13 protein-coding genes and 1 rRNA gene (1 of these 14 only partly in view) are annotated in these 19777 nt (G+C 38.5%); 10 read left to right on the top strand and 4 right to left on the bottom strand.

The window, feature by feature from the left end:
* Positions 1-82 precede the first annotated feature (82 nt).
* Complete coding sequence (locus tag Q5760_RS22280; protein ID WP_428909746.1) at positions 83-1888, bottom strand: LamG-like jellyroll fold domain-containing protein; 1806 nt, start codon at positions 1886-1888, stop codon at positions 83-85.
* A 295-nt stretch (positions 1889-2183) separates the two neighbouring features.
* Complete coding sequence (locus Q5760_RS22275) at positions 2184-3074, bottom strand: phosphatidylinositol-specific phospholipase C/glycerophosphodiester phosphodiesterase family protein (protein ID WP_428909745.1); 891 nt, start codon at positions 3072-3074, stop codon at positions 2184-2186.
* A gap of 480 nt (positions 3075-3554) precedes the next feature.
* Here Q5760_RS22275 and Q5760_RS22270 point away from each other — a divergent pair, with 480 nt between their 5' ends.
* From Q5760_RS22270 to Q5760_RS22240, 7 genes are all read left to right on the top strand, one after another.
* Entirely contained in the window at positions 3555-4334 is a 780-nt protein-coding gene (locus Q5760_RS22270) for a TIM barrel protein (RefSeq protein WP_428909744.1), read from the top strand.
* Between the two features lie 630 nt (positions 4335-4964).
* Positions 4965-5999, top strand: a complete 1035-nt coding sequence (locus Q5760_RS22265) for a LacI family DNA-binding transcriptional regulator (protein ID WP_428909743.1) — start codon at positions 4965-4967, stop codon at positions 5997-5999.
* 214 nt (positions 6000-6213) lie between these two features.
* On the top strand, positions 6214-7293 hold the full coding sequence (locus tag Q5760_RS22260; RefSeq protein ID WP_428909742.1) for an extracellular solute-binding protein: 1080 nt from the start codon (positions 6214-6216) through the stop codon (positions 7291-7293).
* Between the two features lie 14 nt (positions 7294-7307).
* Complete coding sequence (locus Q5760_RS22255; RefSeq protein ID WP_428909741.1) at positions 7308-8363, top strand: ABC transporter ATP-binding protein; 1056 nt, start codon at positions 7308-7310, stop codon at positions 8361-8363.
* The gene (locus Q5760_RS22250) at positions 8363-10045 is read left to right on the top strand and encodes an ABC transporter permease (RefSeq protein ID WP_428909740.1); all 1683 of its coding nucleotides are present in this window, start codon (positions 8363-8365) and stop codon (positions 10043-10045) included. Before Q5760_RS22255 ends, Q5760_RS22250 begins: the two co-directional genes overlap by 1 nt.
* Positions 10046-10215: 170 nt before the next feature.
* Entirely contained in the window at positions 10216-11067 is an 852-nt protein-coding gene (locus Q5760_RS22245) for a sugar phosphate isomerase/epimerase family protein (protein ID WP_428909739.1), read from the top strand.
* Between the two features lie 9 nt (positions 11068-11076).
* Entirely contained in the window at positions 11077-12240 is a 1164-nt protein-coding gene (locus tag Q5760_RS22240; protein WP_428909738.1) for an MFS transporter, read from the top strand.
* A 317-nt stretch (positions 12241-12557) separates the two neighbouring features.
* On the opposite strand, the gene Q5760_RS22235 is transcribed toward Q5760_RS22240, so the two are convergent.
* Positions 12558-14789: a family 16 glycoside hydrolase gene (locus Q5760_RS22235; RefSeq protein WP_428909737.1), complete on the bottom strand. Its 2232-nt coding sequence runs from the start codon at positions 14787-14789 to the stop codon at positions 12558-12560.
* 80 nt (positions 14790-14869) lie between these two features.
* Positions 14870-15808: a DUF6454 family protein gene (locus Q5760_RS22230; protein ID WP_428909736.1), complete on the bottom strand. Its 939-nt coding sequence runs from the start codon at positions 15806-15808 to the stop codon at positions 14870-14872.
* 345 nt (positions 15809-16153) lie between these two features.
* Between Q5760_RS22230 and Q5760_RS22225 the strand changes: the two genes are divergently transcribed.
* The 3 genes from Q5760_RS22225 to Q5760_RS22215 all read left to right on the top strand — a co-directional run.
* Positions 16154-17383 carry a dicarboxylate/amino acid:cation symporter gene (locus Q5760_RS22225; RefSeq protein WP_428909735.1) on the top strand — a complete coding sequence of 410 codons (1230 nt, stop codon included), beginning with the start codon at positions 16154-16156 and terminating at the stop codon, positions 17381-17383.
* Between the two features lie 429 nt (positions 17384-17812).
* Complete coding sequence (locus Q5760_RS22220) at positions 17813-18646, top strand: tyrosine-type recombinase/integrase (RefSeq protein ID WP_428909734.1); 834 nt, start codon at positions 17813-17815, stop codon at positions 18644-18646.
* A gap of 413 nt (positions 18647-19059) precedes the next feature.
* A 16S ribosomal RNA gene (locus tag Q5760_RS22215) occupies positions 19060-19777 on the top strand (it continues 832 nt past the right edge of the window).

Raw genomic sequence — 19777 nt, 5'->3', positions numbered from 1 at the left:
TTTTTTAGGGATGAAGGAAGGCAACAAAAAAAGTGACTCAATAGAACCTCGCAGGGGAGTATTCTAAATGAGTCACCTGTTTTTACTTCAAGTTAAACCTCTCTTTAAAATGGAAGTCCAATTGGAATTGATTGTATTCATCGGTCAAGTTTTTATAATCCGTGTAGGTTCTTTCCTTTGTGGACATTTTATCTACAAATGGTGAATAAGTTCGGAAATAGAGCTTGTTGTCCTCTTCATCAAATTCTACGAGTCTGAGCCAGCCATTTCCGCCTCGGTAATCATATTGGTAATTAACCAGCATTTGAATCACGTCATTTCCCGCTGCGTTTTGTTTGACTTGGTGGGTAACGCCAAAATAATGTCCATTCACTGTCATAAACACTTGATTATGATGTTGAACGAGCTCGTTCCAAATAAGTTGACCGTTTGATGACTCAACAGCCACCGTTTTATCATCCTTCGCTTCAGGATAAAGAATATCATGAGAGACGATAATCGTTGGTTTGTCTTTGTGCTGCTCTAATACCTGTTTCGACCATTCTAAATCCTGCCCAATATTTTTCATATCCACGATTATAATTAGATATTCATAGCTGCCTGCCTCAACCATACTATAGGAGCCGTATCCTGAAGGCGAGGAACCCATATAGTAATCTTTATCCGCATAGCGCTGCGGTCCATAGTGGGTTAAGAAAGGGTCACCGCTTGCGTAATCATGATTTCCAGCCGCCATGACATAAGGAATGTTCTTTTGATCTAAATAGGAAATATATGAAAGTGAATTTTCCCATTGTACTTCTGAATTGCCATCAACAATATCCCCGACAAATGCGTTCATGACAATATTGTTTTTCTTGGTGTTATTCGCGATCCACTTCATTTGACTGTCAAAAATCTCTGGATTGTGGTTTGAATATTTTTGTGTATCCGGTACAAAAAGAAAATTATAATTGTCTTTGTCTGTCAGTAATGGAGTGTTCTCATTTGTTCCTACAACAGGCTGGTCATCTTGGGCATCCTGAACAAGCCATTCTTTTTCAGGCAAAGCCTCATCAGCAATCCGTATTTCTTGAAGATTTCCTGCAAAAAGTGCATCTAATTCATTGCCCCATTCAGAAGCACCAATGTTCCAGCCCTTACCTTCTATCGTTGCAATCCCTATGACTTCCTCAGATTTTCCGTAGTCAGAGATGCCATTTACGGTTAAAGTTGTCGTTTCACCATCATTGACAACCGCCAAATGATACCATTCATCCGTTTTTAATGGACGGGACCAGTTCGTCACATTATAGTTGAGATTTGTTGGATGGCTTGTCCATTGAATTTCTTTATCACTGGATACAGATAAAGTGGTAAGGATTTCTTTTTCACCTTCCATTTTACGGATGTCAGCCGCCTGACCTTGTCGTGTGAAAATACCCATCCAGCTATGGGAGCGACTGGTAAAATTGCTTGGTAATTTGAATATGGCTTCAACGGTAAATCCATCTTCAAATGTTTCCGAATTGATCGGGGCTTCGTTGGTTGTTTTAAAATATCTGCCAGCGGGAGCGTTTTTGTAATTAGCGAATTGTATACTATCGATATGTTCTTGATTATCATAGTCGTCTTCAGACCATTTCATGATGTTCTTCAAATCTGGTGAAGATGCATCTCCCACTGTCACTAACTGCAAATCATTTCCATTTTGACTTGCGTCTTCAATGATTAAATCTCCGTTTTGAATCGATCCACTTTTTACATAGTCTTTCGAGAATTTCCAGTTTGCTACAATGTGATCATTCTCCTGTTGGGTTTTGGATCCCGAAGCCTCTGCAGGCAAAGTAAATCCTGGAACAATCATACAAATGAGCGACAACCCGATTAGTGATTTTCTCATTCCCATCCTTTGTTTCCTCCTAGTTGAAAAGTTTAATAAAGTAGTAGAGTACCAATGATTATTAAATTCACTGTGAAAAATAGGTAAATATTAGGTAAACCAAGCTTTTTCGTTCTTATGGACTATTCTGTTAGAACCATCTATGAAACCCTAATTGGTTAAATCTTTCACTTAGGTGCCCAAGAACCAATGAGAGAATTAGCTTCGAAGTTTCTTCAATTAATCGTGGAAATATTTTGGTAGGGTCTCAGCACTATTCCAAAACAAAAACCCCTTCTAATCCGAAGGGGTCTGTAATGAATTACTTATCTCTCTTACCTTCCAAACTAATAATAGGTGTCGTAGGTTCTGGATCATTCTCTAATAAGAATTCCTGTAATCCTGCTAAATCATCCGTGTTGATGAAATCAACTCCCGCGTTCAATAGTTCAGTCCATATGGTTTCACGTTGAGGACCTGGGAGGTCTGGAGTTGCCCAAAAGCGGACCTTTTGGCCGTTTTCATGAGAAGTAGATACGATGTGATTCAGTTTCTCTTTTTCAATTTCTGGCATTTCACCCACACCCATCCAAGTAAAGTGCTTTGTCCAGTTATCACTAATGACGGGGATTAATTCATTGGATACGTCTGTATCAAAGTCGCTCATACGTCCATCATAGGCTGCGTAGCGAACTTTCTGGTTTTCCATTACTTCACGAGGACGGTTCCCAGAGATGTACACCGTTACCGCACCGGGCTTTACCCCAGCAGGAGTGTACCTCGTTAACATGTTTTGAAAATTTCGAAGCTCGTTGTGAATTGCTTGGTAAGTCTCTACACCTTCAGATTTAATATCGATCCAAAGGATGAATTCATGCTCATATCCTGGGTAAACAGCGCCGCCATTTTTCTTTACTTCTTCCAATAATGGTTTAAGATAAAGTGATTCTAATGTACGATCCGGGTTCACATCTTCCCTGTCATGAGCAACGAGCAGCTTGCCATCCACAAGCCAGACATCAGATTCAACACTAGTAAAGCCATGGCCTAACGCATCATATAATGGTCGATTATGCTCGTAATCATTGTGAGCATGAGCTTTCACTAATGGTACAACTTTCTGTTTCTCTTCGACAGCCGCCGCCGATACATTTGAAAAAGGCAAAACAAGTGCAGCGAAGAGAAGAGTCATCATTAATCTCCATCTTTTCATAAATTATCTCCTCCTATCTCTGTCTATCATCTTAAAATAAAAAAGGCCATTTTTCGATAAAGATAGTCTAAATTTTACAAAAATTAACCGTGTACTTACAATGCATAAACGATTTAATAATTGTGAAATAAAGGGGGGGCATGGCGATAAAAGGGGATAGGTATTTTGTTCCGGTTAAGCCATTGTACATGTTCAGTTACTAGTGAAGGGGAAGGTGTACAGGTTACATTGTTTAATGTGTTAGGTTGTTTCAAAATAAGGTATTGAAACAACAGAACCGTCCCTTTTTTCTAACAGGGACTGCAATTTACATTTTTTTAATGGATTTGTTGTTTGGATTTTAAAAATATTTGGTATGGTGAAGGATAGTTAAGAGTTGTTGAATATCATATTATAGGGTGTTGATTTCGACTAAGTATCTGAAATCGTTCCCGTGTTCCCCTGTATTTGAGAAGACTGGTTAGATAAGGAGTATCAAATATGAAAAACATTCGCTTAAAGGCCGCCTTGGATTGGGACCAAATCGAGGATCGTTTAAAGTATAATCCGGAGATTTTAGAGCTTCATGTGAAAGAAGAGAATTTGTATCGTCCGGAGGAAGTGGTGGAGGTAATCCGCAAGGTGAAGGGGAAAGGCGTTAAGGTATATCTTCATCATCCTTCCAGATTCAAGGGGCAATATATGGATATTATCAGCTCTAGTCGCGAGGTGCGTGATTATTATGATTGGTCGTGTAAGGAGCTCGCTGCGATATGTAAGCAGGAACAGGTGAAATGTGTTGTCCATTGCCACTATGCTCAATCCGAAAGCAGCCACTTTATGGACCGAGATTCTAGAATTAAAGTGAGAAAACGATTAGAAACGATTTTATCGATTTGTGGAGAATCCTTTCTTTGGGAAGATACGACACAAGGAATATTTTCAGCAGAAAATCCCTTTTTACTTGAGGAAATCGTAAAGCCGTTGCAGTTACCTCTCAATATAGATATAAGCCACGCTTTTATCGCTTTAAAGGGGGATAACGAGAAACTCAAGCATCATCTAGATCAATACAGTCCCTATGCTCAATATTATCATCTGGTTGATTCAAATGGTGAATACCATGATGCCCTCCCATTAGGAAAAGGAAAAATCGATTGGCTAATGGTCAAATCCTATATCCAAAACACGGACTTCATCTTCGAAATTGACCTCAAACCCTCTAAGTATCTAGATTGCACACCTATGATCGAAAGCGCTAAGTATTATAATCAGTTGTGAAACAGGGGGACGGTTCTCGCTGTTTCATTTTTTATAAATAATTAAACGGTGGTAAAGGGCCACGGACAAGGCTTTTCCCGTGGCCTCATATTTGGAGGATAACCATACCGGGGTGCCATCCGAGTTATTCGAGATTTGCTGAAATTTCTCCTAGTTAATGTAAGCTACATACGAATAGCACCTTATATGGATATTGAGCTATTCGTTAAAAACAGTTCTTCATTTCGAATTCCAGAAATAGGATGAACCTAGTGAAACAAAGGATAGGCTTCCTATTTCGTCAATTATAAGGATTCGCAATGAAAATGGTTATTTAACCTTTGTGTGTAACGGTGGTTGGGTCAAGGACCTGTACCTGTGTCCCATATACCAAGATACTAATCCAAAACACAAAACGGCACATTAAGCAGCTAACACTGCTTAATGTGCCGTTTTTCGCGTAAAACTTCCGATTTTTGAAACAGGGACGGTTCTCGCCGTTTCAAAAAAAGGTAGTGAAACACTCAGAACCGTCCCCATGTTTCACAAATTTACATAAAAATTACCTAAAATTGCATTGTTATTTACGGCAATATCATATAACTTTTTAATTGATATATATAATTATTTTATTTGAAGGGTGGTATGGCTTTGGCAACGTTAAAAGATATAGCGAATATGACGGGGGTCTCAACGGCAACGATTAGTAGAATTCTTAATGATAATGACCAGCACTCCTTCTCAAAAGAAACGATTGAGCAAGTAAAGGAAGTTGCAAGAAGTTTAAATTATGTCCCATCAAGAAAAAAGAAAATCAAAAAGCAGGTAGATACCATCAACACGCTTTCGCTAAGAATTGCGGTTGTATTTTGGTTTCAAGAAAGTCTCGAACATGGTTATGAATATTATCATGGTATTCGCATGGGGTTAGAAAAGAGATTTATTGAAAGAAATATACAGTTTAAACGTTATTATACAGTCAATCAACTTGTACAAAGTGAAAAACGTGAATTAGATGGGATCATAGCAACGGGTAAATTCTCTAGTTTTGAAATCAAACAGCTTGAAAGCCTTTCGTGCCCCATTATTTTTGTTGATACTTCGCCAAACCCTCTCAAATATGGAAGTGTAGTAGTAGACTTTTTCAAAGCGGTTCATGACATTATTGACTATTTAGTAAATAATGGTCATAAAAGTATCGGATATATTGGCATGAAAGAATATACGGTATCCACTAAAGAACCTATACCAGATGTTAGGAAAGATAGTTTTGAAATGATTACAAAATACAAAGATATTTTCAATAAGTCTCATGTATATATCATTGATGAGTCGACTCCATCTGCAGGCTATAATATTATTAAAGATCGTGTGATTCATCAAGAAATCCCTGATGCTTTTATTGTTTTTTCTGATACCATTGCGATGGGTGTACTAAGAGGTCTATTGGAAGAAGGCATTTCAGTTCCAAATGATCTATCTATTATTAGCTTTGATGATCTTCCAATTGCTGAATACACGTTTCCTCCATTATCCACGGTTAGAATTCAAACAGAAATGATGGGAAGCTTTGCCTTTGATTTAATGGTTGATCAAATATTAAATAAGGAAAAGCTCCCTAAAAAAATAGTGATTCCACACGAATTAATAATCAGAGAGAGCAGCCGCCGCTTAAGCAATAGATAAATAAAAAACACATTCGTAATTCTTCCGTTAAGGAAAAGGCCAATAACGTTTACTTCGTTATTGGCCTTTTTCTCTATCATGATAGAATGTTACATTTACGCAAACTTTTAAAAATTGCCTAAATATTTTCTCTTGTTTTACACACTATTTACTGCGCATTTACATTCTGTTGCTATAATTTTCATGTAAACATACGAATTAGGGAGGAACTTTCATGTTAAAGAAATGGTCATTATTTGTGGTATTCCTTTTATTTATGGTAGCTATGGTAGGATGTTCTTCAAACGAAACTAGCAATTCAGAGGAAAAACAGGCTAAAAATTCTCCACAAGAAAATGTAGATGAAAAAGTCGTTGTCTATTCTCCTCATGGTGAAGAAATTATGACGGAGTTAGCTAATCTTTTTGAAGAAGAAACTGGAATTAAGACTGAATTTCTGACAATGGGTGGCGGAGAACTAGTAGACCGTATTCGTGCAGAGAAAGAAAATCCACAGGCAGATGTTATTTATGGAAATCCATCTTCTGTTTTTAACGAAATGAAAAATGAAGATTTACTTGCTTCTTTTACCCCTACATGGGCTGATAAAATAGACCCGATCTTTAAAGATACAGAAAACTATTGGTATGGAACAATCCAAACGCCTGTTGTTATGTTTTACAATCATGACATGTTATCTGAAGAAGAAGCACCAAAAGATTGGGCGGACCTAGCTGATGAAAAATTTAAAGATCAGATGATCGTTCGTAGTACAACATCAGCTTCCTCTAGAGTGTTGTTTGCAAGTTTAATTGATCAGTTTTATCAAAAAGGAACATTAGAAGATGAAGGATGGCAATTCATGAAGGACTTTGATGCTAACATTAAAAAACATGTTTCAGACTCTTCCCTTGTTTTCCAATCTATTGCTCGTCAAGAAGGAGCAGTCAGCTTCTGGACATTAAGTGGTGTCATTGACAATATCGAGAACAATAACATGCCATTTACAATGGTTGATGCAGAAAGCGGAAGTCCAATCATCACAGATGGTATTGCTGTCATTAACGGAGCAAAACATGAAAGTGCAGCTCAAAAATTCGTGGAATTTGCCGGTCGACCTGATATTCAAGCGAAATTAGCACAAGACTTCAACCGTATGCCTACACATCCAGATGCATTAGAAGAATCTCCAGAATGGATGAGAACATTTGATTACAAGCCAATGAATGTTAATTGGGAAAATTTAGCGGAACATTCATCAGAATGGTTACTAAACTATGAAGATAATATTCGTGATTCTTCAAGAGTTGAATAAGGAGATAGAGCTTAATGACATCTGTGATTTTAAAAAATGTAACAAAACGCTTTAATTCATATACAGCTGTAAATAATCTAAATATGGAGATCAAGGAAGGAAGCTTTTTCACCTTTCTTGGTCCCTCGGGATGTGGAAAGACGACAACATTACGTATGATTTCCGGCTTTACTACGCCTTCAGAAGGAACGATCTACATTGGGAATGAAGATGTAACGCATTTAGAGCCTGAAAAACGCAAGGTAGGAATGGTATTTCAAAACTATGCTTTATTTCCTCATATGAACGTCTTTGATAATGTAGCTTATGGGTTAAAAATGATGAAACTACGTAAAACGGAAATAAAGGATCGAGTAAAAAAATATTTAAAAATGGTCGAACTTGATGGCTATGAAAATAGAAAAATATCAGAGTTATCTGGTGGCCAACAGCAGCGTATTGCTCTTGCCCGGTCACTCGTAATTGAACCGAGTATTCTGTTATTGGATGAACCGTTATCCAATTTAGATGCAAAATTAAGAGAAACAATGCGGTTTGAATTAAAAAGAATTCAAAAGGAACTTAAGATTACGACAATCTATGTAACACATGATCAAACCGAAGCCTTAACGATGTCAGATGAGATTGCTGTATTCAATAAAGGAATTTGTCAACAAATCAGTTCACCAAAAGGTATTTACGAAAATCCTGTTAATTCTTTTGTGGCAAAATTTATAGGCGAAGCCAATCTTTTTAGAGTAAACCAACGGGGAAATGAGATGTTGATTGAAAATCAATTGCCTGTAGTAATAGAAAATGAAGGAAAAGGTTCTTTTCTGTTAGTACGCCCAACATCGATAACACTATCTTATACGGCAACAAATGGGGTAAATGAGTGGCAGGCAATTGTAAAAAGTAAGCAGTATTATGGCTCACACTCTTCTTACATCATGAATGTTCGGGGGCTCGAATTTCAAGTAGATGTGGCGCCCCTTCAAGATGGTCACTATGAAATCGGTGAAGAAGTATTTTTATCAGTGGATCCAAAGGAACTATCTCTTATTCCTGATGGGCAGGAGGAGAAAGTATAATGACCAGTTTATGGAGGAAAAGGATTGGAATAACTCTTGCACTGATTCCATTACTTTGGATTCTCATAGGCTTTATTCTTTACCCGACTTTAAGTACAGTAAAAATTAGTTTGATTGGTGAACAGGGATTTACGTTGGGGTACTTTAAGGAATTTTTTACCTACTCCAAAAATATGGAAGCCTTTTATAACACGATACTTGTTGGAGTTGCTACCGTTATTATTTGCGGGTTGATTGGAACGATGCTCGCTTTCTTTGTGAATGCTTTTGAATTCCCTGGAAAGAAAATGGTTAATATTTTGCTTTTATCCCCCATTATGCTTCCGGGTGTTGTTATTACCCTAGTGTTTATTCAACTATATGGAGAAAGCGGACTTGTGACGAAGACGATTCAATTTGCCCTGCATATGGACAGTATACCTTTCCAATTGAAGGGATTTTGGGGCATTATGTTTATTCATGCCTATACGCAGTATGTCTTTTTTTATGTCAATGTTTCGGCAGCTTTAAAGAGAATTGATCATTCATTAATTGAAGCTGCTAAAAATATGGGAGCTTCCAACTGGAGAGTATTCCGTACCATTATACTGCCTTTGTTAACACCGGCTATGGTCGCTTCCTCCATTTTAACCTTTATGAGTGGGGTTGGATCCTTTGCAGCTCCAATGTTAGTTGGAGGCTCGTTTCGGGTCATGAGTATCCAAATATTAATGGCAAAGGTAAACAACAATTTAGAACTTGCAGCCGTGCAAGGAATTATGCTCTCCCTGATTTCTGTTGCTTTTCTAATCTTTATGCGTTGGTATGAATCACGAAAGGATTATACGATTTCGACGCGAGGGAATGTAATGGGAACGATAACGGTGAAGAATCCGGTATTGAAGGTTCTATTTATATTTATTTCTGTTATTGTTGTTCTCATTATTATTCTACCGATTCTAACTTTAATCTTGCTATCATTTGTTAAACAAGGCACTTGGATTGCTGATATTTATCCAAAAACATTCAGCTTTGATAATTATATTGATTTCTTTACAGAGCCTAAAGTGATGCAACCCTTTATTAATAGTATCAATATGTCGCTGCTAGCTACCATTCTTGCGATTATTGTAGGAAGCATTTCTTCTTATATTATTGTAAAAACAAAAATGAAAATTAAATGGCTCGTTGAAATTCTAGTTCTTTTACCTTGGGCTCTTCCTGCAAGTACCGTAGCCATTAATATGGTTATTGGCTTTAATACTCCTAATCTTTTCTCTTTTGGACAAGTCTTAGTGGGAACCTATTGGATCTTACCTCTTGCTTATTTTATCGGAATGTTGACACTGGTTGTCCGCTCAACAAATGCATCCCTTCTGCAATTGCATGATTCCCTTGAGGAGGCATCACGCAGCTTGGGGGCAAATTGGTTTACTACTTTCAGAAAAATCGTCATTCCTATTGCCATGCCTGGTATATTAGCGGGTGCATTGCTTGGATTTGTTGGTGCATTAGGGGATTATACGACATCAGCCATGATGTATACGGTCCATAATGTTCCCATTTCAATTGAAATGATTAATAAAACCTATAATTTTAATATTGGTCTTTCGATGACCTATGGAGTTGTGCAAGTAGCTATCACATTCCTCATTATCCTTATCAGCCAAAAGATTGGTAAGATAGGTGATTTTAAGTTTTGATCATGTGATAGAAAACGATTTTTATTTCATGGAGTTAGGGTAGATCAATAGCAGGATGGGCTGGAATCAAATTCGCCTGTCGAATTTGCACCCGGATTTTTATCGGGCATGTACAAAAAAATATCGTAAAAGTGTTTTGAAGGAAATTTTACTTACATGAGGTGTTTGCTATGAAGAAAGGGTATCATATTCCGTTACATCTAACCGAAAATCAAATTGTTAGCATGGGTGAAAAACTGTTAGGTGAAAAATGGTATGAAGCGATTGAAATTAAATTTCCTTTTAATGATGGAAACAACCATTCCGATTCTTATGTAAAAGGAATCCGCTATTTAATAAATGAGTTCTCTCCAATGGTTAGTATGCATATTCCTACTAATCTTGATCTTGGTCACGGGAATACCTTTGTACGACAAACGATTATAGACCAAATAAAAGAATCGATTGATTTTGCCCAAAGTTGTGGGGCTATAATGCTGCCCATTCACCCTGGTACTATCGGTACCATGGATATACCGGTTACTGGAGACAGTCAAATAAAGGAACGGCTGATTAAGGCTAGTGAAAATAAGAAACAGAAAGCCCGAGAATTAACTATAGAAGCGCTAGTTGATTTATCTGATTATATTTCAAGTACACAGATGATTTTGACACTGGAAAATGTTCTGCTTCCTCAAGAAATTGTCTATTCCGCGAACGATTTGGATTCGATTTTAAAAGAAGTGGACCGTCCAAATGTTAAAGCACTGTTTGATTGTGGACACGCGTACCGCTGTGGAATTGAACCTGCAAAGTTTATTAATGAACTTCAATCTGAAATTGCACATATCCATGTGAATGATAATGATGGAACCTGTGATCTTCATTTAAGTATCGGTGAGGGGACGATTGATTATGGATCGATGTTTAACGAGTTAAAAAATAAAAACTATCAAGGAACCATTGTTATGGAGACAGGCTATGACTCAGCGGAAGATTTAATAGAGGATGCTAAGCGACTTCAACAATACATTGAAGGTTAAATTCATTAAATGAAATCCTCTGTTTTATTTAAATTTAAATCATTTTATTTTTCATTTAGTTCGATGTTAGCCATTTCACAGGGATTCTTTCTTCCTTATTTAATTAGCCGGAATTCTTCAAATGCAGACATTGGCCTATTAATGACGATTAGTACACTTACTGGGATCATCGGGCAATTAGGAACAGGTATCCTCTGTGACTCTATTAAAAAAATTAAAGTGATCTTTATTCTGTGGACTCTTCTTTTATCTGGCATGGTTCTTTGGTTGTATGGGGCAGAAGCGCCTCTATCTTTTATCGCGGCGATCGTTGGAGTTTCTTTTTTTCAATCGGCTTTAATTGGCTTGATCGATAGTTGGATTATAGAATCAAGTTCAGAACTCGAAAATCGATTTGGTGAAATTCGAGCATTTGGTTCGCTTGGGTGGGGGATTTCAACGGCCGTCATAGGATGGCTCCTTACCCTTTTTGATTTTAAAATGATACCGATTTGGTTTATCATCTTTGCGCTCATCCTATTGATCGTTATGCGTCCCATTCAAGACGCTCAAAAACAAGGTGACAAACATAGTCAAAAAAAAGTATCCTTTAAAGCGTTAATTCAGAATAAGAGATTCCAATATTTGAATGGGATTTATATCTGTTTTTACATGCTTTTAGGAATGGTTGGAATGTTCACGATGATCTTAATGGAAGAAGAAGGTGCAACGGAATTCCACATGGGACTATATTTGGCCATCGTCGCATTTTCTGAAATCCCTTGTTTCATATTATCCAAACATCTAATGAAAAAAATAAAGCGTGTCCACATCCTTACGATATCTATTTCTATTATGTTATTTCGGATTCTTATATTATTATTTATTAACAACCTATATATTTTAATCTTGTCAGGGTTACTACAAGCCTTCACCATGCCTTTATTCATGGTTGCTTCGAAGAAATTGACTGATGATTTATCCTCACCAGAGACACGAACATCATTTCAAATGTTTTCCGTAGCAGCTTACACAGGTATCGGAAGTGGGGTAACCTCTATTCTTTCAGGATCGCTTTCTGAAGTAATCGGAATGGATCAAACGCTCATTCTATATCTATTTTTGAATCTCGTAACAATTGTTTTTTCAATTATGTATGCGAAAGCGTATTACTCTACGAAGGTACTAAATTGAAACATGGGGCCGGTTCTCGTTATTTCACTTTTTGAAATAATTAGACGGTGGCAAAGGGACGGGACAGGCTTTTCCCATGACCATATCTGGAGGAAACATGGGGCCGGTTCTGTCTGTTTCATTTTTTAAAATGGTCATGGTGAAGCTTCGAATATGTAGGAATCAATATGTAGTCAAAAGCCCTGTGACAGGTTATGTGTCACAGGGCTTTATTATGGATAAACACCGAAAAATATATGAAACAAGAAAACGATGCGTCACAGTGACTTTGTTAAAAAACGTGAACTGGTGAAACAGCGAGAACCGTCCCCTTGTTTCTATCTTTCCACGATTACATCGTCAAAGGAGCTATTCGGATTTCCCCATGAGTATAAAGCGATGGTTCCCTTTGGATGGGAATCATCGATAATCGGACCACCAAAGATGTCGATTCCGTCCTGGAATGCTTGGATCTGGTTACCAATTACCTTGACTTCTAATTCAAAATTGGCACCTGGGATATATCCGGGCTTAGCTTCATGCGCCAGTGTAGTTTCTACGCCATCCGCAACCTTGAAGAGTTTGTAGAATTTGCGTTCATTGTCCAATTCAAGCTTATAGTAGTTCTCCGGATCTTGATAGCGGAACATCAGACCTATTCCGTCATTATCGGTTGAGCGTAATGTAGCTGAGAAGGAGTAATCTTTCCATTGGAATGCATTGTTCTTGTTGAGAAATGCATAGGTGCCCTTGCGATGGTCAACCGCAGGTACATCCGGTCCATAGATGTTGGAGGACTGTACGAGTTCTCCTCTCACGACCGACCATTTAGATGGTCCGTCAATCGTTCCTTCATCCATGATCTCCCAGTTGTTCATTAATTTGTCCTCAACCTGTTGCTGCTTACCCTTGTTAAAATCATCCTTTAAAAGTTCTCTAGAAGTGTTAGCATCTTTAACGATTACATCATCGTAGTAGTTGCTCTGATTTCCCCAAGAATAGAGAGCAACTGTCCCTGAAGAGTGAGAATCATCGATGATTGGACCTCCGAATAGATCGATTCCATCACGGAACACCTGGATTTGATTTCCAACCACCTTAATTTCGATGTCAAATTTAGTCCCAGGTGTATATCCTGGTTCAGCCACATGAGCCAGTGTTGTTTCCACGCCATCCACAACTTTGAAAAGCTTAGAAAATTTACGCTGGTTGTCCAATTCTAGTTTATAGTAGTTCTCCGGATCCTGATAGCGGAACATTAGACCTGTTCCGTCATTATCGGTAGCGCGTAATGTAGCGGAGAAGGTGTAGTCCGTCCAGTTCAGGGAATTACCTCTGTCGTAATAAGCAAAGGTACCCTTACGATTATCAACAGCCGGAACATTCGGACCATAGATATTGGAAGATTGTACGACTTCTCCATTTACAACTGACCATTTGGATGGTCCGTCAATTTTTCCTTCATCCACGACCGTCCAGCCGTTGTTAAGCTCGGTATCCTCACGTTTTTTTTCCAAACTAAAATCATCGCTAAAAAGATATCTAGGCTTTTTCACTTTCGAATCAGGTGTGCCAAGCTCAACGTTTTTAAATTCGAATTGATTTTGCCAGTCTGTTTTGTATTGGTCTAGATAAGGGGAGTAACTGGTTGCTTCGATCGTTCCTGCCTCTGGATCAATTTCTAAAAGACGGATAAACCCATTTCCTCCATTTGCTTGCATCTGGTAGTTTGATAGCATTTGATAGACTTTGTTGCCATAGTCTCCAACGGAAACACGACGGCCTTGTCCATCATTTAACACATGTCCATTCAGTACCATTGAAATATTAGGATGCTTCTTAACGAATTTCTGCCACATTTCTTCTCCGTCATTCACCCCGCCTGGCTCTGAAGCTACACCGTAATTATGTGGATTCCAAGCGTGTCCCGTAGTATGACGGGTCTCATCAGAAAACATATAGTCATGCGTTACAACAATAACACGGTGATTCGGATGAGAAGCCACCACTTCGTTCGCCCAATCCAATACCGGATCTCTTGGTCCAAATTCCAGTGACAGGACTAACCAATCCGTTCCACCAGCGCTGAAGGTATGATAATTGTTATCATATTTGTCCGGTTCCGCTGGATAAACGCCTCCAAACGTCTCTGTATTAGAGAAATCACTTACCGGAAAATAAGTATTAAATAAAGTGGTATCACGTGTACTGGCCGAACCGTTTTCTCCCATATCATGGTTCCCTGGTGTAACCGAATAAGGAACAACCCCATCTAACGTGCGCATCGCATCATAAGCAACTTCCCACTGTGGAACATTGTTGTTGTTCACGATGTCACCGAGGTGAACAACAAACTCGATATTCTGTTCTTGGTAGTTGTCGGCAATCCATTGTGTTTGAGCCTTAAAGATTTCTGGATGGCTTCTTGATAAGTTTTGGGTATCAGGCAAAACCGCAATTTTAAAAGCAGACGAACTAGCCGCCTCTGCTTGGTGAGGTCCCTGTAAAAAAGGAGTCACGACCAAACCGAAAATCATCATCAAAACAAAAACATATTTAGTGGCTTTCATCTTTTTCATCCTTTCTTAAAAGAGGGAGGGGAGGCTTGTGCGTGCACCCTCCATTGTTTTTCCATAAACCTTTGCATTCGTTATTTGGATAGGTTCGTAGTTTGATAGATTAACAAGGAAGCATCATCGTCATCTGGTACAGCGTATAACTTGATTTCTTCCTCAGCTTTTTCAAGGAATACCGGATTACGAGTGATTACGTTTCCCTTAGGTGAAAGTTCTGTAACTGGCACTTCATGCAGGATGTCGTTATTTTTCAAATCGAGTAGGGCGAGTCCACCTAGTTGGAAACTGTTATTATTTGCAGGGTTTGGCAGATTGGTAATTCCGCTGCAAATCATTTGGCCATTTCCAGTGCTTTCACAGTCCTGATAATCGACAAAATGACTAGGGTTATCTTCAACATTTAACTGTTTCCCTTTATGATTCCATTCATAGAATAGCCGAGATCCCCAGCTGACTCCGTGAAGTTTTTGGGATTTGTCATTTTTCACAATTCCACCAATGTGGTCATCCGCACGAAATGCTTCTTCGACTTCCAGCGTTTCCGCATTCACCTTATAAACGATAGATTCACTATTTGGACGATATTCTGCTACAGGGACCCAAATGAATTTGCCATCGTAATCAATCCCACCTGGGTGATACATATCCCCTTCACCAAGTTCAATATCCTCTAAAAGTTCTCCTTGCTCATTAAAGACAAATAAGTGTCCTTTGCCCTTACCAGGACTACGGTCGTAGCCATCAATAGGCTGCTCATATCGGGTTGTTCCTTCAATAATCTCCACAGATGACATAAAATACAGATCCCCTACCTTTGTCATTCCTTGTGGATGAAAAACATCAAATTGAAGATCAATCTGATCTAGCTTCTCCCAACTTGTCCCACGTGATAGTTCTTGTACCTGATCGTTCAATGTTTCCTCTTTTGCCTGAATCATTGGTGCATGAGGCAGTGTTAGCATGGCAGACACTGCAACCGATGCAGTTAATAGAGATAAAGATACCTTTTTCATAGTCTATATTCCTCCTTTTCATTCAACCAGAGTATAGAAAACCACTATTTAGAATTGTTAAATATTTCATGAAGAATCAGTAAATCAAAGCAAAATGATAGATTAGACTTACCTTTACGGTAGGAAAACTAGTAAATAAGAAACAGAGGGACGGTTCTGCGCGTTTCAAAAAAGATGTGAAACAAGGGGACGGTTCTCGCTGTTTCAAAAAAGGTAGTGAAACATGCAGAACCGTCCATGTTTCGCTATTTTCAAAAAACTCTCTTGACAATAACTAGGAGGTCATCTATATTAAACTATTATAATTAATCCTATTTATTTAGTCGGGATTAAAGGGGTGCTTATATGAAACTATCAACCAAAATTACCGTTAGTTTACTACTCGGTATAGTTGCAGGAATCATTCTTAATTTATTTTTTCCAAGTATTGTACCTGGTTTGGACCAATATGTGTTATCGCCAATCGGGAAAATCTTTCTAAGAAGTATTCAATTTATTGTTGTACCGATTGTCTTTACCTCACTTATTGTTGGTTTTACTAGTATTAAAAACTCAGAAAAAGTCGGACGACTTACAGGAAAATTATTATCCTTGTACATTGTAACGAACTTAGTGGCTCTTGTGATCGGAATGGCAACTGCCGCAATCTTAAAGCCTGGAAATTCCGTAAACGATATCGGTGAATTAACGAAGCCAGAAGCGCCTGAAGGGCAAGGAATCCTGGATTGGCTGGTCTCCATTATTCCAACGAATCCATTTGAGGCGTTTTCAACGGGTAACTTATTGCAAGTTATCTTCACAGCCATTCTAATCATTGTGGGTATCCGTCTTGCTGGGGAAAAGGCGAATCCATTTGTATCCTTTGTTGAAAGTTTTCATGAGATTGTTGGGAAAATTACTACCGTTGTATTAAAGCTTTCACCTATTGGAGTTTTTGCTTTAATTTGCTCAGTTATTGCCACTCAAGGAATGGAACTTGTCCAAAAACTGGTGATGTATATCGTGGGATTAATTTTAGCGGTTGTCGTGATGATTTTTGCTTATTTCTTATTCTTAAGCTTCATGAAAATTTCACCTGTTCATTTTTGGAAGAGCTTCCTGCCAGCTTTCGGTATTGCGTTTGGTACGTCAAGCTCCAACGCAGCTTTACCGGTTGCGATCGAAAACGCGCAAGGTCCTTTTAAAATGAAAAAAGAGATTGCTGGTTTTGCGATTTCATTAGGAACAGCATTAAAACGAGATGGCGCTTGCATTATGCAAGGATTTAACGCTTTATTTATCGCGCAGCTTTTCAATGTAGAGTTAACACCGATCCTCATTGTGAGCGTCATGATCAGTACGGTGATCGTTTCCTTTAGCACAGCAGGGGTTCCCGGTGCAGGAATCATTATGATGTCAACAGTCTTAACAGCTGCAGGACTACCATTAGAGGGGATTGCTATCGTCGCAGGTGTCGATCGCCTAACAGAAGGATTTAGAACATTGCTAAACGTACTTGGCAACACTGCCAATGCAGCAATCCTTAACAAATGGGAATCCAAAGAAATAAAAACACAAAACAAAGCAACAGCTTGAAACAAGGGGACGGTTCTAAGTGTTTCAAATGAGTCGAGGGGACAGGTCCCTCGACTCATGTTTCAGTACAATTTAGATATTACATAACATGTAATTAAAAAGAGTGGTACACACCTAAAACTATGGGTGAGTACCACTTTTTGTTATAGGTATTTACGAATTGCAAGGACCTGTTACTCTGACCCATATAGTTGTTACTTTCTTATAAAAAATAGTATAAAGGTGGATTTTTAACCTCATATCATGTCCTTTGTTTCTTTATATAAATAGGTATGGTTTGTTCCAACTCCACTGGCATATTTGAAGTGGTCTAATTTATAAACTAGGTAGTTTTATTAAATAATTGAAAAATATTACAAAAAGAAGATTCACAGAAGATTCCTTCAATATGTTATGATAAAAGTAAGTCCAAGTAGGGAGGGTCCTGAATTGAACAAACATTCTTTTGAAGCTGCTCCGCTGATACAAAACTTTTGTGATTGGTTACAGGAACAAAAAAAATCACCGAATACGATTAAAACGTATAAACGTGAAATGGAAAAGTATCAAGAGTGGCTCCAGGAACGTGGAACAGGCATTGGGTATTTAAAAAAAGTCGATATACAATCCTACATCTATCATTTAGAAGAGCAACAAAAAAGTGTAACAACGATTGATAAAACGGTTGGTGTGATCCGTACTTTTGCGAAATACCTAGGAAAGCCTGAACTAACATTTGGATTAGAACTACAACCGGTAGAAAAAAATAATCATATTGAAACATTGTCTGAAAAAGAATATGCCGATCTTATTAAACGTGTTAAAGAAGATGGAAACTTGAGAAATATAGCCATCGTCCATGTGCTACTTCATACTGGAATTCGTGTATCAGAGTTATGTAACTTAGATCGTTCTTATATTGATTTAAAGAACCACGAATTAACTGTGGATAAAAGTGAAGATACGAGAGTGATTCCACTCTCAAAAGAGGCGAGAGAGTACTTAAAGGCATATCTAGATTCGCATTCTTCTGAAGCTGTTTTTATTTCCGAAAACACCGGTGAAAGGTTATCGGAAAGAACTATTCAATATATGTTAAAGGAATATAACGTCACCCCCCAGCTTCTTCGTCATACGTTCTGTCAAAGACTAATTGACAATGGGGTTGATGTCGAAACAGTCGCTCGCTTAGCTGGTCATAAGGATATTAACGTGACTAAAAAGTATATTAAGAAAAGCATGAACAAACAAAACATCGAAGATGCGATTAATAAAGCATTCTAATAGAATATAGATAATTAAAGTAAAACTCCTTTCATTTTGAGAGGAGTTTTTTTTATAAATGGGTTGATTTATGTTTGTGGAGATGATAATATATTTTTCCGTTGCCCTTATTTCTAATAGAGCAATAAATAGAGTAAAAAAATAGGTTTTAAAAAAGTTTTAAAAAGAAGTTGACTTCAGCGAATTTAGATGATATATTATTACTTGTCGCTGAGATGAGAAGTTAAAAAACTTCTACAAAACAGTTGACTTCAACGAATGTAAATGATATACTTTAAAAAGTCGTTCAAACAACGACAGATTGTTCTTTGAAAACTAAACAAAGCAGATAACGTCAACGTTAATTCTAGTTACTATATGTAACAAAACTAGTTGCTTAATTGCAACAAACTTTATGAGCTTTATCAAACACTTTATTGGAGAGTTTGATCCTGGCTCAGGACGAACGCTGGCGGCGTGCCTAATACATGCAAGTCGAGCGAATCTGAGGGAGCTTGCTCCCAAAGATTAGCGGCGGACGGGTGAGTAACACGTGGGCAACCTGCCTGTAAGACTGGGATAACTTCGGGAAACCGGAGCTAATACCAGATAATTCTTACCAACTCATGTTGGTAAGCTAAAAGACGGTTTCGGCTGTCACTTACAGATGGGCCCGCGGCGCATTAGCTAGTTGGTGAGGTAACGGCTCACCAAGGCAACGATGCGTAGCCGACCTGAGAGGGTGATCGGCCACACTGGGACTGAGACACGGCCCAGACTCCTACGGGAGGCAGCAGTAGGGAATCTTCCGCAATGGACGAAAGTCTGACGGAGCAACGCCGCGTGAGTGATGAAGGTTTTCGGATCGTAAAACTCTGTTGTTAGGGAAGAACAAGTACGAGAGTAACTGCTCGTACCTTGACGGTACCTAACCAGAAAGCCACGGCTAACTACGTGCCAGCAGCCGCGGTAATACGTAGGTGGCAAGCGTTGTCCGGAATTATTGGGCGTAAAGCGCGCGCAGGCGGTCCTTTAAGTCTGATGTGAAAGCCCACGGCTCAACCGTGGAGGGTCATTGGAAACTGGGGGACTTGAGTGCAGGAGAGAAAAGTGGAATTCCACGTGTAGCGGTGAAATGCGTAGAGATGTGGA

It is taken from the genome of Niallia sp. Kr1 (assembly GCF_050389805.1).
GTDB lineage: Bacteria > Bacillota > Bacilli > Bacillales > Cytobacillaceae > Bacillus_BD.
This window is presented reverse-complemented; position numbering and strand designations above follow the sequence as displayed.

Coding starts and splice junctions, on each gene's coding strand:
- Q5760_RS22240 (WP_428909738.1), top strand. CDS start 11,077: ATGAAATCCTCTGTTTTATTTAAATTTAAATCATTTTATTTTTCATTT.
- Q5760_RS22230 (WP_428909736.1), bottom strand. CDS start 15,808: ATGAAAAAGGTATCTTTATCTCTATTAACTGCATCGGTTGCAGTGTCT.
- Q5760_RS22260 (WP_428909742.1), top strand. CDS start 6,214: ATGTTAAAGAAATGGTCATTATTTGTGGTATTCCTTTTATTTATGGTA.
- Q5760_RS22280 (WP_428909746.1), bottom strand. CDS start 1,888: ATGGGAATGAGAAAATCACTAATCGGGTTGTCGCTCATTTGTATGATT.
- Q5760_RS22235 (WP_428909737.1), bottom strand. CDS start 14,789: ATGAAAGCCACTAAATATGTTTTTGTTTTGATGATGATTTTCGGTTTG.
- Q5760_RS22275 (WP_428909745.1), bottom strand. CDS start 3,074: ATGAAAAGATGGAGATTAATGATGACTCTTCTCTTCGCTGCACTTGTT.
- Q5760_RS22225 (WP_428909735.1), top strand. CDS start 16,154: ATGAAACTATCAACCAAAATTACCGTTAGTTTACTACTCGGTATAGTT.
- Q5760_RS22250 (WP_428909740.1), top strand. CDS start 8,363: ATGACCAGTTTATGGAGGAAAAGGATTGGAATAACTCTTGCACTGATT.
- Q5760_RS22255 (WP_428909741.1), top strand. CDS start 7,308: ATGACATCTGTGATTTTAAAAAATGTAACAAAACGCTTTAATTCATAT.
- Q5760_RS22245 (WP_428909739.1), top strand. CDS start 10,216: ATGAAGAAAGGGTATCATATTCCGTTACATCTAACCGAAAATCAAATT.
- Q5760_RS22270 (WP_428909744.1), top strand. CDS start 3,555: ATGAAAAACATTCGCTTAAAGGCCGCCTTGGATTGGGACCAAATCGAG.